An 18,813-nucleotide genomic window follows, 5' to 3' on the forward strand; every position below is an offset into this window, starting at 1 on the left:
GGTGCGAGCTTGCTTGGGGCGGCCCGGCGCGGCGCTCAACGAGCGTCCCGTTCAGCGCGCAGGATATCGACCGCGAGCGGGCCGGCGGTGATCGGCTGCGGAAAGCGCACGCGGTGCTCGGCGGCGATCTGCTCGGTCGTCTTTGAACCGCGGCGGATGATTTGCTGGCCATGGCCGCGCGTCGTTGCAGTGGCCGGCGACGGGACGGCGCCAGCCACGGTGCTATCTGCGCCGCGAACCGCCTGTTCGATGATGGCCATCAGCTCGCCCTGCAGCGAGCGGTGATTGCGCGCCGCGCGCTGGCGAAGCTGCTCGGCGAGGGCCTCGGGAACGTCTTTCAGGGACAGGCTGACCATCCAAATCTCCCAAATGGCGCCATTATGGCGCCATTTGGGATCCTTGGCCCGACGGCGTGGTCGATCTGTTTCTCGCCCTTGCCGCCAGCGCCACCAGCACCAGCACCGGCAACCCCAGCGCTGCGGTGCCGACGAAGAAGGCCTTGTACCCATAGGCATCCACGAAAACCCCCGAATACCCGGCAATGAACTTCGGCAGCAGCAGCATCAGCGAGCTGAAGAGCGCGTACTGCGTCGCCGAATAGCTGATGTTGGTCAGGCTCGACAGGTAGGCGATGAAGGCCGCCGAAGCGATGCCGCCGGCCAGGTTGTCGGCCGACACCACCAGCACCAGCGCCGTGACGTCGTGCCCGCGCGAGGCGAGGCCGGCGAACAGCAGGTTGCTCGCCGCGCTCAGCACCGCGCCCAGCATCAGCACGCGCATCACGCCCAGGCGCACCGACAGCACGCCGCCGACGAAGGCACCCGCCAGCGTCATCACCACGCCGTAGATCTTGCTCACGGTGGCGACCTCGTCCTTGGTGAAGCCCATGTCGACGTAGAAGGGGTTGGCCATGATGCCCATCACCACGTCGCTGATGCGGTAGATCGCGATCAGCGACAGGATCAGCGCGGCTTGCCAGCGGTAGCGGCGGATGAAGTCGGCGAAGGGCTCGACCAGCACCTCGCGCAGCCATGCGGTCGCGTTCTTCGGCGCCGGCAGCGCGACGCGCACCGGCTCGGGCGACAGCAGCACGGTGATCACGCCCACCGCCATCGACGCCGCCATCACGAGGTAGGCGGTCTTCCAGGCGCCGTTCTGGTAGCCCGTCGCGCCGGTGATCTCGGCCCAGGCCGCGATCCAGAGCACACCGGCGCCGGCCCAGATCATCGCCAGCCGGTAGCCGGTCTGGTAGGCCGCCGCCAGCGCTGCCTGCTTGCGCGTGGCGGCGGATTCGATGCGGAAGGCGTCCAGCGCAATGTCCTGCGTGGCCGAGCCGAAGGCGACCAGCAGCGCGCACCAGACCAGCGGCGGCAGGCCGTCGCGCGGATCGTTGGACGCCATGCCGACGAGCCCGGCGATCACGACCATCTGCGCCAGCAGCAGCCAGCCGCGGCGGCGTCCGAGCAAGGTGGTCAGAGGCGGGATCGGCAGCCGGTCCACCAGCGGCGCCCAGGCCCACTTGAAGCCGTAGGCCAGGCCGACCCAGCTCAGGTACCCGATGGTGGCGCGGTCGACGCCGGCTTCGCGCAGGCGAAAGCTCAGCGTGCCCAGCACCAGCAGCAGCGGCAGGCCGGCGGAGAAGCCCAGCGCCAGCATGCGCAGGGTTGCGGGTTCGAGATAGACCTTGAGCGCGTCGCGCCAGGGTGGGGCAGGGGAGGCTTCGGCAGCCGGTGGTGCGGACATGGACGACGGTCGTTGAGGGCCGCCCATTATTCCCGCATGCACCGGCGCCCTTCGTGCAGGCTTCGGTGGCATGTCCGGAAACGGCCGGCGCGCGCGGCCTTCGAGCGCACCATCGGGTCTCACAAACGAACAGACATGCCATGGCGTCACGCCTTCCCCGTTCCTTCGCTTTCCTCGCCGGCGCCAATTTCGCGGCGCAATCCGCCGAACAACTGAGCCTCGCGGCCGCGCCGATCGTGGCCGTGCTGCTGCTGGGCGCAGGGCCCGGCGAGATCGGCTTTCTTGCCACCGCGCAGACGCTGCCTTTCCTGTTGATGTCGATTCCGCTGGGCCTCGTGGCCGACCGGACTTCGCGCGCCCGGCTCATGCGCTGGGCCGAAGCCGTGCGCATGCTCGCGCTGCTGGCCCTGCTCGCCGCGGTGCTGTGCAACCGGCTGTCGGTCGGCCTGCTCGCCGTGCTCGGTTTCGTCGGCGCCGTCGGCACCGTGGCCTTCAGTGTCGCGGCGCCGGCCATCGTGCCGGCGCTGGTGCCGCGCGAGGCGTTCGCGCAGGCCAATGGCCGGCTCGAACTGGTGCGCAGCGCGGCCTTTGCCGCCGGGCCGGCGCTTGCGGGCGCTCTCGTTGCCTGGGCTGGCGCCTCGGCGGCCTTCATCCTGGCTTCGATGCTGTCGGCGGCTGCGCTGGCGCTGCTGCTGCGGCTCGTCGAGCCGCCGCGCAAGCCGGCGCCCGCGCACCGGCCGCTGGCTGCGCTGCGCGAGGGTGCGGCCCTGGTGTGGCGCGATGCGATGCTGCGGCCGATCCTGCTCACGGCAGTCGCGTGGAACATCTCGTGGTTCGTGCTGCAGGTGGCCTACGTGCCGTATGCGATGCGCATGCTCGGCCTCAGCGTCGGCACCGTGGGCGTCACGCTCGCGAGCTACGGCGCCGGCATGGTGGTAGGCGCGCTGCTGGCGCCGCGCGTCGTCACGGCCATGCCTTTCGGCCGCGCGATCCAGCTCGGGCCCGCCGTGTCGGTGCTGGCGGCGGCGGCCATGCTGCTCACGCTGGCCTTTCCGTTCGCGGCGCTGGCGGCGCTGGCCTTCTTCCTGTTCGGCGCCGGTCCGATCATCTGGACCATCACCTCGACCACGCTGCGCCAGACGGTCACGCCGGGCGCCATGCTGGGGCGCGTGTCGGCGATGTTCCTCACGGTCAATGCCGGTTCGCGGCCGCTCGGTGCGGCACTCGGCGGACTGGTCGGTGCATGGTGGGGTGAGCCCGCCTGCCTGTTCCTGGCCAGCGCGGGCTTCGTGCTGCAGGCCGCGGTGATCTTCGCCTCGCAGGTTCGCACGCTGCGGCAGCTGCCCGCAGCCGCCGGCTGATCCCGACAGCGCATACCGCCGGGCCGCGTCGCCTGGCACGCCGTTTGCAAGTCATCTTGTACACAAGACAGGATGCTTGAAGATGGTGCATGAAGGAGGCCCGCGCCCCGGCGCGGCGAATGGCCCGGCCGGCGGACTCGCCGCCGAGGCATGGATCACGCGGCTCGACCCGCCGCTGCACGGCGCGAGCTCGGGCCCGCTGGCCGGGCTGCGCTTCGCAGCCAAGGACAACATCGACGTGGCCGGCGTGCCGACCACGGCGGCCTGCCCGGCCTTCGCACGCACGCCGGACGTGCATGCCGCGGTGGTGCGGCGGCTGCTCGATGCCGGTGCGAGCCTGCTCGGCAAGACCAATCTCGACCAGTTCGCCTGCGGGCTGAACGGCACGCGCTCGCCCTATGGCGCAGTGCCCAACAGCTTCGATGCGCGCTGCGTGTCGGGCGGGTCGAGCTCCGGCTCGGCCTACGTGGTCGCCACCGGACAGGCCGACTTCGCGCTGGGGACCGACACCGCGGGCTCGGGCCGGGTGCCGGCGGGGCTCAACAACATCGTCGGCATCAAGCCTTCGCGCGGACTGGTCAGTGCGCGCGGCGTGGTGCCGGCGGCGCAGAGCGTGGACTGCGTGTCGATCTTCGCGCGCACCGTCGGGCTTGCCGCGCGTGTGCTGCAGACCGCGATGGGCTTCGATGCGGAAGATCCCTACGCGCGCCAGCTGACGCTTGCGACGCAGGCACTGCCGGCGCGCTTTCGCTTCGGCGTGCCGTCGGCACCGCGCTTCTTCGGCGAGGCGTTTTCCGCCGCGGCCTTCGAGCGCGCGATCGAACAGATGCGCGCGCTCGGCGGGGCGCCGGTCGCGGTCGACTACGCACCGCTGGCCGCAGCGGCGGCGCTGCTCTACGACAGCGCACTCGTCGCCGAGCGCTACGCCGCCGTGCGCGACTTCTTCGACGGGCACGAAGCCGAGGTGCTCGAGCCGGTGCGCAGCATCCTTGCGCAGGGCCGCAACTACAGCGCCGCCGACTACGTCGATGCGCGCACCCGGCTGCATGCGCTGGGCCAGCGCGCCGGTGCGATGTGGCGCGACATCGACGTGCTGCTGGTGCCGACCGCGCCCACGCACTGCACCATCGCGGCGATGCAGGCCGATCCGGTCGCGCTCAACCGCGCGCTCGGCGAATACACCAACTTCGTCAACCTGCTCGACTATGCGGCGATCTCGGTGCCGAGCAGCCTGCGCGCCGACGGCTTGCCTTTCGGCATCACGCTGATCGGCCGCTCCGGCAGCGACTTCCAGCTCGCCGAGCTCGGCCAGCGCTTTCATCATGCGACGGGTCTCGCGCTCGGCGCGACCGGCGAGCCGATGCCTGCGCCCGAGGCCTTGCCCGTGATCGCGCCGGCAGCCACGGCCCGGGTCGCCGTCGTCGGCGCCCATCTCAGCGGCATGCCGCTGAATGCGCAACTGACCGAGCGCGGCGCGTGCCTGCGCGCGGCCACCGAGACCGCGCCCGTCTACCGCCTCTATGCATTGCCCGGCACCGTGCCGCCCAAGCCCGGCCTCGTTCGCGTCGCACCGGGCGAAGGCGCTGCGATCGCCGTCGAGGTCTGGGAGATGCCGCTCGCGCATTACGGCGGCTTCGTCGCGCTGGTCCCGTCGCCGCTGGGCATCGGCAGCATCCTGCTCGCGGACGGCAGCAGCGTGCAGGGCTTTCTCTGCGAAGCGGCCGCGCTGGCCGGCGCGGCCGACATCACCCCTCACGGCGGCTGGCGCGCATTCATCGCCTCCAGCGGAGCCATCGCATGACGCTCGCCATCAATTTTCCCGACATCGTCGCCGAGGTCACGGCCGCCAGCGATCGCTACGAGGATGCACTGGTCCACAACAGGACCGAGGTGCTCGACGAATTGTTCTGGGACAGCCCGCACACGCTGCGCTACGGCGACAGCGGCAATCAGTACGGCCACGCCGAGATCCGCGCCTTCCGCGCGGCGCAACCGCCGCAAGGCATGAAGCGCGCGCTGCTGCGCACCGTCATCACCACCTACGGCACCGACTTCGCGACCGTCAACCTCGAGTTCCGGCGCGAAGGAAGCACAAGGACGGGGCGTCAGAGCCAGACCTGGATGCGCACCGCCCAAGGTTGGCGCGTGGTGGCCGCGCACGTGAGCCTGCTGGGCTGATTTCAGGCCCTAAAACCCCGGCACGGCGCTGGTACGGTTTATGCACACCATCTTGTATCCAAGTTGACTTCACCCCCGTTCCCTTCGACTTCATCCTCATTACCTGGAGCACGCCCATGAGCCAGTTCAACCGTCGCGATTCCCTCAAGTCCCTGGCCGCGCTGGCCGCCGCCGGCACGCTCGGCGGATGGCGTACGCACGCCAATGCCCAGACACCGCTGACCGTCGGCGTCATCTACGTCGGCGCGCGCGATGACTACGGCTACAACCAGTCCCATGCCCAAGCCGCCGCCGAGCTCAAGAAGATGCCCGGCATCAAGGTGGTCGAGGAAGAGAACGTGCCCGAGACCGCCGCCGTGCAAAAGACCATGACCGGCATGATCGCGCAGGACGGTACCAAGCTGCTGTTCCCCACGTCCTTCGGCTACTTCGATCCCCACATCCTTGCCGTGGCGCCCAAGCATCCCGACGTGCGCTTCGCGCATTGCGGCGGCCTCTGGACCGACAAGAACCCGAAGAACGTCGGCAGCTTCTTCGGCTACATCGACGAGTGCCAGTACCTCAACGGCGTGATCGCCGGCCACATGACGAAGAGCAACAAGATCGCCTTCGTCGCCGCCAAGCCGATCCCGCAGGTCCTGCGCAACATCAACGCCTTCGCCATGGGCGCGCGCTCGGTCAAGCCCGGCATCACCTGCAGCGTGATCTTCACCGGCGACTGGTCGATGGCCGTGAAGGAGGCCGAGGCCACCAACAGCCTGGCCGACCAGGGCTGCGACGTCTTCACCATGCACGTCGACGGCCCCAAGGTGATCGTCGAGACCGCGGCCAAGCGCGGCAAGATGGTGTGCGGCTACCACGCGAGCCAGGCGAAGCTCGCGCCCGAGGCCTATCTCACCGGGGCCGAGTGGAACTGGCTCACCGCCTACAAGGCCGTCGTCGATGCGGCGCAGGCCGGCAAGCCCCATCCCAACTTCCTGCGCGGCGGGCTGAAGGAAGGCTACGTGAAGATGTCGGCCTACGGCCCGACGGTCACCGACGCCGCGAAGAAGCAGGCCGACGAGATCAAGGCGAAGATGCTCGCCGGCAACTTCGACATCTTCCAGGGTGGCCTGAAGGACAACAAGGGTGCGGTCGTGATCCCCGCCGGCAAGACACTCAAGCAGACCGACCTCGAGCTCGAGAAGATGAACTACCTCGTCGAAGGCGTCGTGGGCTCGGCCGGCTGATCCGGTTTCTTCCATCGCGAGCCGACGATGACCCACGCATTGAAAGAAGCCGCGCTGCCGGCGTTCGCCATCGCGGCGGCGCTGCTGCTGTTCGGCGTGTTCGTCTGGTTCGCCGGGGTGAGTCCGGGCCAGACCTGGGTCATCCTCTTCAAGGGCGCGTTCGGCGACTGGTTCTCGTGGCAGAACACGCTGCAGCGCGCGGCGCCGCTGATGCTCACCGCGCTGTGCGTTGCGATCCCCGCGCGCGCCGGCCTGGTCATCATCGGCGGCGAAGGCGCGCTGGTGCTGGGCGGACTGGCGTGCGCCGCATTGCCGTATGCAATGCCGCTGCCGGCCAACATCGCCGGCACCGTGCTGCTGTGCGTGGCCGGCGCGGTCGCGGGCGGACTCTGGATCGCCTTCGCGGGCTGGCTGCGCCAGTACCGCGGCATCAACGAGACCATCAGCAGCCTGCTGCTCGCCTACATCGCGATCGGCCTCTTCAAGCACCTCGTCGAAGGCCCGCTGCGCGATCCGGCCAGCCTCAACAAGCCCGCGACGCATTCGCTCGCGGACGGCCTGGGCATCGGTGGCATCGGCGGCTCCGACGTGCACTGGGGCCTGGTGATCGGCATCGTCGCCTGCCTGGCCTCGGGGCTGTGGCTGCGCTTCACCGCCTCGGGCTTCTCGGTGCGCGTGGTGGGCGGCAACCCGCGCACCGCGCAACTCGTGGGCCTGCGGGCGAACCGGCTGGTGCTTGCGGCCTGCGGGCTCGGCGGCGCCTGTGCCGGCGTCGCGGGCGCGGTCGAGGTCGCGGCGGTGCACACCAATGCCAATGCCGCGCTGATCGCGGGCTACGGCTATTCCGGCATCCTGGTGTCCTTCATCGCGCGCCACAACCCCGTCGCGGTGATTCCGGTCGCGATCCTGTTCGGCGGCTTCGGCGCGGCGGGCAGCCTGCTGCAGCGCCGGCTCGGGCTGCCCGATGCCTCGGTGCTGGTGCTGCAGGGCATGGCCTTCGTGCTGATCCTGGCCAGCGAAGGGCTGCGCATGATCGACTGGAAGGCGCTGGTGCGCAATCGCGCGCCGCGCCCGACGCAGCCGGCGCCGCTGGCCGAGGAAGCAACCCCATGACCACGGACCAGTGGATCGCGCTCGTGGCCGGCATCGTCGGCGGCGCGCTGCGCGTCGGCGCGCCCTTCCTGTTCGTGAGCCTCGGCGAATGCCTGACCGAGAAGTCGGGCCGCATCAACCTCGGGCTCGAAGGCGTGCTGGTGCTGTCGGCGATGGCTTCCTTCGGCGGCGCCTGGCTGACAGGGTCGCCCTGGCTCGGCGTGCTCGCCGGCGCCGCAGCCGGCGCGCTGCTCGCCTTGCTGCATGGCCTCCTGTGTTCGCTGGATCGCGTCAACGACGTCGCCACCGGCATCGCGCTGATGCTGTTCGGCACCGGCCTCGCGTTTTATCTCGGCAAGCCGCTGATCCAGCCGCAGGCGCCGCAGCTGCCGGCGATTCCGCTCGGCAACTGGAGCGACAACCCGGTGATCCGCTCGGCGCTGCAGCTCAATGCGCTGGTGCCGGTCGGCGTCCTGCTGGCGGTGCTGCTGTGGTGGGGCTTCGCGCACACGCGCGCCGGGCTGCTGGTGCGCATGGCCGGCGATTCGGCCAATGCGACGCGCGCGCTCGGCTACTCGGTCGCCGGCCTGCGCATCGCCGCGACCACGGCCGGCGGCGCGATCGCCGGGCTCGGTGGCGCTTCGCTCACGCTCTTCTATCCGGGCAGCTGGAACGAAGGCATTTCCAGCGGCCAGGGCCTGATCGCCGTGGCGCTGGTGATCTTCGCGCGCTGGAGCCCGCTGCGCTGCATCGGCGCCGCACTGCTGTTCGGCGGCGCCGGCGCGATCGGGCCGGCGCTGCAATCGATCGGCGTCGGCTGGGGCTACCACCTGTTCAACACGGTGCCCTACGTGCTCACGCTGGTGATCCTGGTGCTGACCTGCAAGCCGGGCAGCGTGGCCGTCGGCAGCCCCGGCGAGCTTTCGTCCACACGTTGAAGAAGAAGGAACTCGGCAATGAGCGGTCTGGGCGGTCTGAACAAATCCGAGCACGGCGTCGTCGTCGGCCTGGTGCAGCTGCAACTTCCGGTGGTCAGGACGCCTGCGGAGCTGGCGGCGCAGACGCGGCGCATCTGCGAACTGGTCGGCAAGGCGCGCCGCAATCAGGGCACGATGGACCTGGTCGTGTTCCCGGAGTATTCGCTGCACGGCCTGTCGATGGACACCGCGCCCGAGATCATGTGCACGCTCGACGGGCCCGAGGTCGCGGCCTTCCGGCAGGCCTGCATCGACCACTTGATCTGGGGCTGCTTCTCGATCATGGAGGCCAACCCCGGCGGCAACCCCTACAACAGCGGCCTGATCATCGACGACAAGGGCGCCATCCGCTTGTACTACCGCAAGATGCATCCATGGGTGCCGGTCGAGCCCTGGGAGCCCGGCAACCTCGGCGTGCCGGTGTGCGACGGCCCCAACGGCAGCAAGCTCGCGCTCCTCATCTGCCACGACGGCATGCTGCCCGAGATGGCGCGCGAGGCCGCGTACAAGGGCGCCGAGATCATCCTGCGCACGGCCGGCTACACGGCGCCGATCCGCCACGCCTGGCGCATCACCAACCAGGCCAATGCCTTCTGCAACCTCGCCTATACCGCGAGCGTCTGCATGTGCGGCAGCGACGGCACATTCGATTCGATGGGCGAGGGCATGTTCTGCAACTTCGACGGCACCGTGCTGGCCGAGGGCGGCGGCCGCGCCGACGAAATCATCACTGCCGAGCTGCGCCCCGACCTCGTGCGCGAGGCCCGCACCGGCTGGGGCGTGGAGAACAACATCTACCAGCTCTACCACCGCGGCTACGTCGCGGTGCGCGGCGGCGCCCAGGACTTCCCCTACACCTACATGCAGGACATGGCCTCGGGCAGCTACCGCCTGCCGTGGCACGACCAGGTCCGGGTGACCGACGGCAGCGGCTTCGGCTTCGCGCCGCCGCTGCGTGCCTACCAGGGCCCCGAGGCGCATCCGCTGGTGCCGCAGATTCCCCGAACGCTCAACGACACATGAACACGCCCATGCCATCGTCACCCGAATGCTTCGTCGCCGCCGAACCCTATGCCTGGCCCTACAACGGCGCGCTGCGGCCCGACAACACGGCGCTGATCGTGATCGACATGCAGACCGATTTCTGCGGCAAGGGCGGCTACGTCGACGTGATGGGTTACGACCTGTCGCTGGTGCAGGCGCCGATCGCGCCGATCGCGCGCACGCTGGCGCGCCTGCGGCCGCTCGGCTTCCACGTCATCCACACGCGCGAAGGCCATCGGCCCGATCTCGCCGATCTGCCGGCCAACAAGCGCTGGCGCTCGCGCCAGATCGGCGCCGGCGGCGTGGGCATCGGCGACGACGGTCCCTGCGGCCGCATCCTGGTGCGCGGCGAACCGGGCTGGGAGATCATCCCCGCGCTGGCGCCGCTGGCCGGCGAGGTCGTGATCGACAAGCCCGGCAAGGGCTCCTTCTATGCGACCGACCTCGAGCTGGTCCTGCGCACGCGCGGCATCCAGAACCTGATCCTGGCCGGCATCACCACCGACGTCTGCGTGCACACCACGATGCGCGATGCCAACGACCGCGGCTTCGAATGCCTCTTGCTGTCGGACTGCACGGCGGCGACCGACCACGGCAACCACCTCGCCGCGCTGAAGATGATCACCATGCAGGGCGGCGTGTTCGGCGCGCATGCGCCCTCGGGCGCCTTGCTCGAAGCGCTGTCGGCGATGTGAGGCACGGGGGCCGCATGTCCGAAGCCTCGCACACGCCGATCGGCGCATTGCCCGCCGGCACCGGCGCGCTCGCACTCGGCACCTATGAACTGACCAAGCGCTTCGGCAGCTTCACCGCGATGGACCGCGTGACGATGAATGTCGCGCCCGGCACGGTGCATGCGCTGCTGGGCGAGAACGGCGCCGGCAAGAGCACGCTGGTCAAGTGCGTGGCCGGCTTCCAGCGCGCCGAGGAAGGCAGCATCCTGATCGACGGCCGCGAGCAGGACATCGCCAACCCGGTGGTCGCGCGCGCGCTCGGCATCGGCATGGTCTACCAGCACTTCACGCTGGCGCCCGGCATGACGGTGGCCGAGAACCTGCTGCTGGCCGGCGGCAAGACGCCGGCGCTGATCGACTGGAAGACGAAGCGCATCGAGCTCGCGGACTTCCTCGCGACCACGCCCTTTCGCCTCGACCTCGATGTGCGGCCATCGGAGCTCGCAGCCGGCGAGAAGCAGAAGCTCGAACTGCTCAAGCAGCTGTACCTGAAGCCGCGCCTCCTGATCCTCGACGAGCCGACCTCGGTGCTGACGCCGCAGGAGGCCGACGAGGTGCTGGGCCACGTGCGCGCGTTCGCACGCAGCGGCCAGTGCACCGTGCTGATCATCACGCACAAGTTCCGCGAGGTGATGGCCTATGCCGACAGCGTCACCGTGCTGCGGCGCGGCCGGGCCGTGCATCACTGTGCCGTGGCCGACACGGAGCCGGCGCGGCTGGCCGCGGCCATGATGGGCGAGGGCGATGCGCCGCCGCCGGAGGGTGACGCTGCGGCGCGGGTCGGGCGCGCGCTGCATGCGGCGAAGGACACCGCGGCGGATGCGCCGATCACCCTGCAGGTCGAGGGCCTGCAGGCGCAGGGCGATCGCGGCACGCTCGCCGTGCACGACCTGAGCCTTGCGGTGCGCGCGGGCGAGATCCTCGGCGTGGCCGGCGTCTCGGGCAACGGCCAGCGCGAACTGGTCGAGGCGCTGGTCGGCCAGCGCGCGCGGCTGGCCGGGCGGGTCAGCGTGATGGGCGAGCCCTACCGCGCGCGGCGCGAGGAGAACCGCCGCCTCAAGGTGCGCAGCCTGCCCGAGGAGCCGCTGCGCAATGCCTGCGTCGGCGATCTGAGCGTGGCCGAGAACATGGCGCTGCGCGACTTCGACCAGCCGCCGCTGGCCTGGCGCGCGATGGGCGCCGGCCTGCTCGACTTCGCGCAGTGGCGCCGCCGGGCGCGTGCGTGGATCGCCGAGTACGGCGTCAAGACCCAGGGCGAGGGCGCGCCGATCCGCAGCCTGTCGGGCGGCAACGTGCAGCGCGCGGTGCTGGCGCGCGAACTGGCCGGCGACATCAACGTGCTGATCGCGGCGAACCCCGTGTTCGGCCTGGACTTCGCCGCGGTGGCCGAGATCCACGGCCGGATCATGCAGGTGCGCGCGAAGGGCGGCGCGGTGCTGCTGATCAGCGAGGACCTCGACGAGTTGCTCGAGATGGCCGACCGCATCGTCGTGATGAGCGAAGGGCGGATCGTCTTCGAGACCGCTGCCGCGACGGCCGAGCGGCACGTGCTCGGGGCGCACATGGGCGGCGGCGATCACCACGCGCCTGCGAGCGATGGTGTCTTGCCCCACTGATCGTTCCACCGAAAGCCCCCATGCGCATCGACGCCCAGCCCTTCGCCTACGAGTTCGAGATTGCGCACACCGCGCTCGTGCTGATCGACATGCAGCGCGACTTCATCGAGCCCGGCGGCTTCGGCGAAACGCTGGGCAACGACGTCTCGCTGCTCGAAGCCATCGTGCCCGCGACGCGCCGGACGCTGCAGGCCTGGCGCCGCGCCGGCGGCCTCGTGGTCCACACGCGCGAGGCGCACCGGCCCGATCTTGCCGACTGCCCGCCGGCCAAGCGCAACCGCGGCAACCCGCGCCTGCGCATCGGCGACGCCGGGCCAATGGGCCGCATCCTGGTCGCCGGCGAGCCGGGCAGCCAGATCATCGACGCGCTGGCGCCGATCGAGGGCGAGCTCGTGATCGACAAGCCCGGCAAGGGCGCCTTCTACGCCACCGCGCTGCACGAGACGCTGCAGCAGCGCGGCATCACGCACCTGCTGTTCGGCGGCGTCACCACCGAGGTCTGCGTGCAGACCAGCATGCGCGAGGCCAACGACCGCGGCTACGAAGGCCTGCTGCTGGAGGACTGCACCGAGAGTTACTTCCCCGCCTTCAAGACGGCCGCCCTCGAGATGATCCGCGCCCAGGGCGCGATCGTCGGCTGGACCGCGCCGAGCGCCGCGCTGCGGGCCGCGCTCGGCAACGACTAACATCCTTCGCGTGCCCCACGTCCGACCCCGCCCCAAGTCCCGGCCCGCCGCGGCGGCGCCCGTGGAAGAACCGATCGCGTTCCGCACCCGCGCCGACGAGGTCTACGCGCAGCTCAAGCGCGATGTCGCCGAATTCCAGCTCGTGCCCGGCGACCGCTTCACCGAGAACGAGATCAGCGAGCGCCTCGGCGTCTCGCGCACGCCGGTGCGCCAGGCGCTGTTCAGGCTGCAGCAGGAAGGCTTCGTCGAGGTGCTGTTCCGCAGCGGCTGGCGCGTGCTGCCTTTCGACTTCGACAAGTTCGAGCAGCTCTACGATCTGCGCATGGTGCTCGAGACCACGGCCGTGCACCGCCTGTGCGAAAGCGATCACCGCGTCGATCGCAGCCTGCTCGATCAGCTGGCCGGCATCTGGCTGGTGCCGGCCGCGCAGCGCAGCGCCGACACGGTGCAGGTCGCGCAATGGGACGAGGCCTTTCATTGCGCACTGGTCGCGGCCGCGGGCAACAGCGAGATGGCGCGCGTGCACCGCGACGTCACCGACCGCATCCGCATCATCCGCCGGCTCGACTTCACCCAGCAGCCGCGCATCGATGCGACCTACGACGAGCACGCGAAGATCCTGAAGGCGATCCGCGCCAACCGCGGCGACCAGGCCGCGATGCTGCTGCGCGCGCACATCGAAACCAGCCAGGCCGAGGTGCGCAAGATCACGCTGCACCAGGTGCACATGGCGCGGCACGCGGGCCGCGCGCCGCGCTAGCTGGCGGGCGCCTGGCAGCGGAAATTCTTCGCCTCGTCGCTGCTGCCGCTGCCGTCGTAGACCGCAACCTTGGGATAGGCGCACAGCGGACGCGTGCGATCGACGGCGCCGCGGGTCTTGTGCGTGACCAGCACGCGTTCGGGCGCCGTGCCTTTCTCCACCCAGCGCGTGAGCGTATCCATCGGGTCGAACACATCGGGCAGGTCGCCCGTGCTCGCGCAGCCATTGGAGCCCGGCACCATGAAGAGGCGATAGAACTTCTGCGTGCGCGCGATCGCCTGCTCGCGGTCGCCGCGCGCGTCGAGCGCGGACAGCACCGACTCGTAGTACTCGACGCTGCGCATCGCCGGATGCACCGTGTCCTTCCAGCCGTGGTACTGGAACAGCTTGCCGCCGCGCTGCGCGAAGGCACGCAGGTCGGGGTCGGTGGCATTGAGGATGCGGTCGAAGCCGGTGCGCGATGTGACCCAGTCGGCATCGAAGTCATAGCTGCGCCAGTCCCAGTCGGGCCGCTTGAAGACCATGTACTTGAAGAACTGGTCCGCCGTCGCATAGATGTTCGGGCCGTTGACCACGCCGCCCCAGCCGAGCTCGCTGCCGGGCGTGAGGCCGGGGTAGATCTCTTCGCCGGTGCGTGGGTTGCGCGGCCCGGCATAGAGCTTCTTCAATGCGCCGACCTGTTCGCCGCTCAGGCAGGCGGCCGCGTCCTGGCCGGACTGGCACTGCAGCACCGCAGGATCGAAGCCGCAGCGGCGAGGGTCCTCGATGGAGTTGTCGGTGACGCCGTCGAGTGCGTCGCAGGCCTTCAGCACCGCCTTGTTGACGAGCGACAGCTGCGCCGACGACAGCCTGGTCGCCGGATTGGCGAAGGTGGCCTGGCCGTTCCACACGTACTGCGCGCGGTTGCCGATCTGGTCGAAGTTCGCATCGCCGACGCTGATGCCGTCGTAGTCGGCCGGGTAGCGCTGCGCTTCGGTCAGCGCCTGCTTGCCGCCGGTCGAGCAGCCGTTCCAGTAGGCATGGTGCGCGGCACGGTCATAGAAGGCGTTGACGAGGGTCTTGGCATTGACCGTCATCTCGTGCACGGCGCGATAGCCGTAGTCGGCCAGCTGCTGCGGGTTCTGCATCCAGGGCAGCGGGTCGTTGCCCGCATGGCCGGTGTCGGTGCTGGCGACCGCGTAGCCGCGCGCCAGCTGCCAGGCCATGTCGCCATAGTCAAGCGTGCCTGCGAAGCCGTGGTTGCCCACGCCTTCGAAGCGGCCGTTCCAGCCGGTGAGCGGCATCCAGAGCTCGAAGCCGATCGACGGCGCGACCACGGCCTTGACCTTGCAGAACGCCGGCAGTCGGGTGGCCGGCGTGTTCGGCGGGAAGGTCGGCACCGGCGTGCCCGAGGGCAGCGGGCCGGCGGGCACTTCGAGCGCGCTCTGCACGGTGGTTTGCGGCAGCTTGAGCTGTTCGAGCTCGGCGCAGGCCATCGGTGCGGCCCGTGCGCTGCCGCACCAGGCCGTGGCGCAGGCGAGGAGCGCCAGCGTGAACCTGAAGCGCGTCGCCGTCGACGTGTGGGAATCGCTCTGCGAATGCATGCCGGTGCTCCTCGAATCAGAAATGCGCGCCGATCCAGTCGGCCACATAGGCGAAGGTCCGGCCCGCGGTGTCGCCGAACTGGCCCGGCGCTTTCGCGCAGGGCTGGCAGGGCGCGAAGCCGTGCGTCGCCCCTTCGACGAAGGCGATCGACTTGTCCTTGCTGGCCGCATGCCGGTAGGCGGTCTCGGCCGAGACCAGCCAGTAGTGGCCGGTCATGCCCATCACCAGCAGCGGCACCTTGACGCCCTCGACATTGCCCGGCGTGCTGGTGTACGAAGAGTTCCAGTCGATGCCGCTCACCGAATCCTCGGTAATGTCGTAGTCGGCCGTGGCGCGCGTGGCGAAGGTGCTCAGGAAACGCTTCACGGTGGTGTCGAGCGAGCCGCCGAGCAGCAGCGGGCGCGCCTGTGCGCTCGCCGCGCCGGCGCCGGCGCCGGCATTCGAGGCCGCGCTGGCCGGCCGGTCGGCTTCGCGATCGTTGCGCGCGACCACCGTGGGCGTGAGGCCGGACGGCACGCGCAGCGTGTGGATCACCTCGGTGCTGTGCGTGCCATCGCCGCGCAGCAGCGTGTAGCTGCCCTGGGTGTGCGACAGCAGATGGAGGTCCGGCCGCCACAGCCGGGGCGTGCGCGTGGCGCCGGGCACCACGAAGGGCGCGTCGTCGGCGAAGGCGCCGCGGCCCTCGGCGATCGCCTGGCGCTGCTGCAGCGCGCGCTCGACGAGCACGGCATTGCGTGCGGCCTGCGCCTTCAGGAAGCGCTTGCGAAAGGCGTCGGAGTAGGTCGCGCCCGTGGCCGTGAAGCCATTGGCCGGCGCATAGATGTCGAGCGACGGGTCGGCCGGCGTGCTGCCGTCGGCCAGCGAGGGATCGACCGAGGTCAGCACATTCGCGCCCAGCCCGAAGATCGGGTCCAGCAGCACCAGCGCATCGGCCGGGCGCAGCGCCGCCATCGCATCGGGACAGGGGACAATTTTCTCCGGACCCTGGCAGGCCTTGACGCCGTTCTCGGCGATGTTCTGGTAGGCCGCCGCCAGCGGCGCGCCCGAACTGTGGCCGAGCAGCACCACGCGGTCGATACCCGCGAGGCCGCGCGCATAGCGCACCGCCGAGGCGAGATCGAGCAGTGCCGCGTCCCAGTCCATGTCGCGGTCGTCGAGGTCGGGCGCATAGCGCGGGTTGGCCGCGAGCACCGTGAAGCCGCGCGATGCGAGTTGCACGGTCGAGGGATGGTCGAGGAAGTCGTTGTTGTCATGCATCACGACGACCGCCACATGCCGGTGCGGCGATGCGGCGACCGGCGTGTACAGCACACCCGCTACGCGCGGCGCGATGCGAACGAAGTGGTTCTCGACCGACGGCGTCTGCGCTACAGACATCGACGGCAGCCCCAGCGACAGGGCCAGGCACAGCGCGGCGGCGGCACGCGCGAGCGGGCGCCCGGTACGGTGCGGCATCGCCCTCACTCCGCCGTGATGTTGCCGCGCTTGACCACGTCGGCCCAGCGCTGCGCGTCCTTGGCGACCAGCGCGCCGAATTCGGCCGGCGTCGATGAGGCCGGCACCATGCCCTGGGCCTCGAAGGAGGTCGCGACCTCGGGCTGCTTCAGCACGGTCGCGATCGCCTTGTTGAGCCGGTCGACGATGTCGGCCGGCGTGCCCTTGGGCGCCAGCACGCCGTACCACATGTCGAGGTTGCCGGTGTTCACGCCGGCCTCGGCCAGCGTCGGCACCTCGGGCAGCTGCGGCAGGCGCCGGCTGCTGCCGGTCGCGATCGCGCGCAGCTTGCCGGCCTGGATATGCTGCAGCGCGACGTGCACCGGCAGGAACATGTAGTCGATGCGGCCGCCGAGCATGTCGGTCACCGCGCCGGCGGTGCCCTTGTACGGCACGTGCAGCATCTCGGCGCCGGTGCTCTGCAGGAGCAGCGCCATCGAGAGGTGGTGCGGCGTGCCGACGCCCGGCGTCGCATAGGTGAGCTTGCCGGGCTGCGCCTTCGCCGCGGCCACCATCTGCGCGACGGTCGTCGCCTTCTGCACCGTCGGATTGGTGACCAGCAGCAGCGTGCCCCAGGAGGTCAGCGTCACGGGCGTGAAGTCACTGACCGGATCGTAGGCGAGCGACTTGTAGAGGCTCTTGTTCATCACCAGCGTGTTGACCTGCACCATCAGCGTGTAGCCGTCGGGCTTGGCACGCGCCACGCGCTCGCTGCCGATGTTGCCGCTGGCGCCGGCCACGTTCTCCACCACCACCGGCTGCCCGAGCAGCGCCGGCAGCCGCGCCGACAGCTGGCGCGCGACCAGGTCGATGCCGGTGCCCGGCGTGTAGGGCACCACCAGCGTGATCGGCTGGTCGGGCCAGGCATGGGCCGCTACCGCGCTGACCGCGACGAGCAGCGTGGCAAGGGTCTTCGTCAAAAGGCGCATGAAGGTCTCCGCATTGTTCTTGGATGGAAAGTCGAATGGCTCGCACTCAGAGGAAGGACGCGCGGGCCTTGAGCGCGGCCGGATCGAAGCCCGTGGCGCGCTTGTAGTTGTCGGAGATCGCCTGCAACTGCGCTTGCGTCACGATCTCGTCCAGCCGGTCGAAGCGCTTGCCGCCGGTGCGCTCGAACACCTCGCGCAGGATGGTGTCGGGCGGATTGCTGCGGTTGGTCAGCACCACGTGGGTGGTCGCCTTCACGCGCACGCCGTCGTAATCTTCGAGCGCCTGCGCGCCGACGCCGAACCGGCGCAGGGCACCGGCGAGATAGCGCGCATCGATGATCGCCTGCCCGGCGCCGTTGGAGCCGCGCGGCACCATCGGATGCGCCGCGTCGCCCAGGAGCGTGAGGCGGCCATGCGTCCACTTCGGCAGCGGCTCCTGGTCGACCATCGGGTACTCGAGGATGGCATCGGAAGAGCGGATCAGCGCCGGCACGTCGAGCCAGTCGAAGTGCCAGTCCACGAAGGCCGGCAGGAAGTCTTCGAGCTTGCCGGGCCGGCTCCAGTCCTGCTGCGCGGGTTGCGGCGCATGGATCTCGGCGACCCAGTTGACCAGCTGATTGCCCTCGGCATCGACGTTGTCGCGGATCGGGTAGATCACCATCTTGCCGAGGTCCAGCCAGCCGGCGCGCACCATGCTCGCGCCCGACAGGAAGGCCTTGTGCTTCGCGGTGCCGCGCCACATGTTGATCCCCGAATAGCGCGGTGGCCCTTCGTTCGGATAGAGCTGGCGGCGCAGCGCCGAATGGATGCCGTCGCAGCCCACCGCGACCGCGCCGCGCACGCTCGCGAGCGCGGCGCCGCCGGGTGCGGCGAAGCGGGCCGTGACGCCGCTCGCATCCTGTTCGACGCCGGTGCAGCGGTGGCCGCAGACCACGCTGCCGGGCCCCAGGCGCTCCAGCGTTGCGGCGAGCAGCACGGCATGCAGGTCACCGCGGTGGATCGAGTACTGCGGCCAGTCGTAGCCGGCCGCGATGCCGGCGGCTTCGCGGAACACCAGCTGGCCGTGGGAATTGAAGAACACCGATTCCTGCGTGCGCACGCCGATCGCATCGAGCGCGGGCAACAGGCCCAGTTCGCTCAGCTCGCGCGTCGCATGCGGCAGCAGGTTGATGCCCACGCCCAGCGGCCTGAGTTCGGCGACTGCCTCGTAGACGCGGCAGGCGATGCCCGCCTGGTGCAGGCTCAGCGCCAGGGTCAGTCCGCCGATGCCGGCGCCCAGCACGATGACTTCGGTGTTTTCGCTCATGTCTTTGTCTCGCCGTTCGGCAGGCCCCGGCGTTTCCGGTGGATGGGATTAGACCGGTGCCGTGGTCATTTGGGAAATTT

Annotated in this window: 17 protein-coding genes; 11 read left to right on the top strand and 6 right to left on the bottom strand. The window is 70.1% G+C overall.

The genetic code is table 11. From position 1 onward, the window contains the following. Nucleotides 1-35 precede the first annotated feature (35 nt). Together WDLP6_RS01350 and WDLP6_RS01355 are read right to left on the bottom strand one after the other, a co-directional pair. Nucleotides 36-356, bottom strand: a complete 321-nt coding sequence (locus WDLP6_RS01350; RefSeq protein ID WP_162590896.1) for a FitA-like ribbon-helix-helix domain-containing protein — start codon at nt 354-356, stop codon at nt 36-38. A 22-nt stretch (nt 357-378) separates the two neighbouring features. Further along, nucleotides 379-1,743: an AmpG family muropeptide MFS transporter gene (locus WDLP6_RS01355; RefSeq protein WP_162590897.1), complete on the bottom strand. Its 1,365-nt coding sequence runs from the start codon at nt 1,741-1,743 to the stop codon at nt 379-381. A 140-nt stretch (nt 1,744-1,883) separates the two neighbouring features. Here WDLP6_RS01355 and WDLP6_RS01360 point away from each other — a divergent pair, with 140 nt between their 5' ends. The 11 genes from WDLP6_RS01360 (at nt 1,884) to WDLP6_RS01410 (ending at nt 13,420) form a co-directional block, all read left to right on the top strand. Beyond that, a complete protein-coding gene (locus WDLP6_RS01360) occupies nt 1,884-3,104 on the top strand; it encodes an MFS transporter (RefSeq protein WP_162590898.1) in 1,221 nt (406 codons plus the stop codon). Nucleotides 3,105-3,186: 82 nt separating this feature from the next. Beyond that, a complete protein-coding gene (atzF, locus tag WDLP6_RS01365) occupies nt 3,187-4,905 on the top strand; it encodes an allophanate hydrolase (protein ID WP_162590899.1) in 1,719 nt (572 codons plus the stop codon). Continuing rightward, the gene (gene hpxZ / locus WDLP6_RS01370; protein ID WP_162590900.1) at nt 4,902-5,282 is read left to right on the top strand and encodes an oxalurate catabolism protein HpxZ; all 381 of its coding nucleotides are present in this window, start codon (nt 4,902-4,904) and stop codon (nt 5,280-5,282) included. Before atzF ends, hpxZ begins: the two co-directional genes overlap by 4 nt. Before the next feature lie 116 nt (nt 5,283-5,398). After that, nucleotides 5,399-6,511: a BMP family ABC transporter substrate-binding protein gene (locus tag WDLP6_RS01375; protein ID WP_162590901.1), complete on the top strand. Its 1,113-nt coding sequence runs from the start codon at nt 5,399-5,401 to the stop codon at nt 6,509-6,511. A 27-nt stretch (nt 6,512-6,538) separates the two neighbouring features. Beyond that, on the top strand, nt 6,539-7,624 hold the full coding sequence (locus WDLP6_RS01380; RefSeq protein WP_162590902.1) for an ABC transporter permease: 1,086 nt from the start codon (nt 6,539-6,541) through the stop codon (nt 7,622-7,624). Next, on the top strand, nt 7,621-8,541 hold the full coding sequence (locus WDLP6_RS01385) for an ABC transporter permease (protein ID WP_162590903.1): 921 nt from the start codon (nt 7,621-7,623) through the stop codon (nt 8,539-8,541). The genes WDLP6_RS01380 and WDLP6_RS01385 overlap by 4 nt, the downstream gene beginning before the upstream one ends. 18 nt (nt 8,542-8,559) lie before the next feature. Further along, nucleotides 8,560-9,603, top strand: coding sequence for a formamidase (locus tag WDLP6_RS01390; protein ID WP_162590904.1), 1,044 nt, complete (start codon nt 8,560-8,562; stop codon nt 9,601-9,603). Between the two features lie 8 nt (nt 9,604-9,611). Then, entirely contained in the window at nt 9,612-10,319 is a 708-nt protein-coding gene (gene biuH / locus WDLP6_RS01395; RefSeq protein WP_162590905.1) for a biuret amidohydrolase, read from the top strand. Nucleotides 10,320-10,333: 14 nt separating this feature from the next. Continuing rightward, entirely contained in the window at nt 10,334-11,974 is a 1,641-nt protein-coding gene (locus tag WDLP6_RS01400; RefSeq protein ID WP_162590906.1) for an ABC transporter ATP-binding protein, read from the top strand. Between the two features lie 20 nt (nt 11,975-11,994). Continuing rightward, nucleotides 11,995-12,660, top strand: coding sequence for a cysteine hydrolase family protein (locus WDLP6_RS01405; RefSeq protein ID WP_162590907.1), 666 nt, complete (start codon nt 11,995-11,997; stop codon nt 12,658-12,660). Between the two features lie 10 nt (nt 12,661-12,670). After that, nucleotides 12,671-13,420, top strand: a complete 750-nt coding sequence (locus tag WDLP6_RS01410; RefSeq protein WP_162590908.1) for a GntR family transcriptional regulator — start codon at nt 12,671-12,673, stop codon at nt 13,418-13,420. Here WDLP6_RS01410 and WDLP6_RS01415 read toward each other — a convergent pair. The 4 genes from WDLP6_RS01415 to WDLP6_RS01430 are packed head-to-tail and all read right to left on the bottom strand — an operon-like array spanning nt 13,417 to nt 18,733. Continuing rightward, on the bottom strand, nt 13,417-15,003 hold the full coding sequence (locus tag WDLP6_RS01415) for a tannase/feruloyl esterase family alpha/beta hydrolase (protein WP_162590909.1): 1,587 nt from the start codon (nt 15,001-15,003) through the stop codon (nt 13,417-13,419). The two genes, WDLP6_RS01410 and WDLP6_RS01415, sit on opposite strands and share 4 nt — an antisense overlap. Before the next feature lie 16 nt (nt 15,004-15,019). Then, nucleotides 15,020-16,459 carry an alpha/beta hydrolase gene (locus tag WDLP6_RS01420; protein ID WP_162590910.1) on the bottom strand — a complete coding sequence of 480 codons (1,440 nt, stop codon included), beginning with the start codon at nt 16,457-16,459 and terminating at the stop codon, nt 15,020-15,022. A gap of 5 nt (nt 16,460-16,464) precedes the next feature. Beyond that, nucleotides 16,465-17,427 (bottom strand): tripartite tricarboxylate transporter substrate binding protein, encoded by a 963-nt coding sequence (locus WDLP6_RS01425; RefSeq protein ID WP_162565404.1) that lies wholly within the window; start codon nt 17,425-17,427, stop codon nt 16,465-16,467. 46 nt (nt 17,428-17,473) lie between these two features. After that, complete coding sequence (locus tag WDLP6_RS01430; protein WP_162590911.1) at nt 17,474-18,733, bottom strand: flavin-dependent oxidoreductase; 1,260 nt, start codon at nt 18,731-18,733, stop codon at nt 17,474-17,476. Nucleotides 18,734-18,813 lie beyond the last annotated feature (80 nt).

This window comes from Variovorax sp. PBL-E5, from assembly GCF_901827185.1.
In the GTDB taxonomy this organism is placed as follows: Bacteria; Pseudomonadota; Gammaproteobacteria; order Burkholderiales; family Burkholderiaceae_C; genus Variovorax.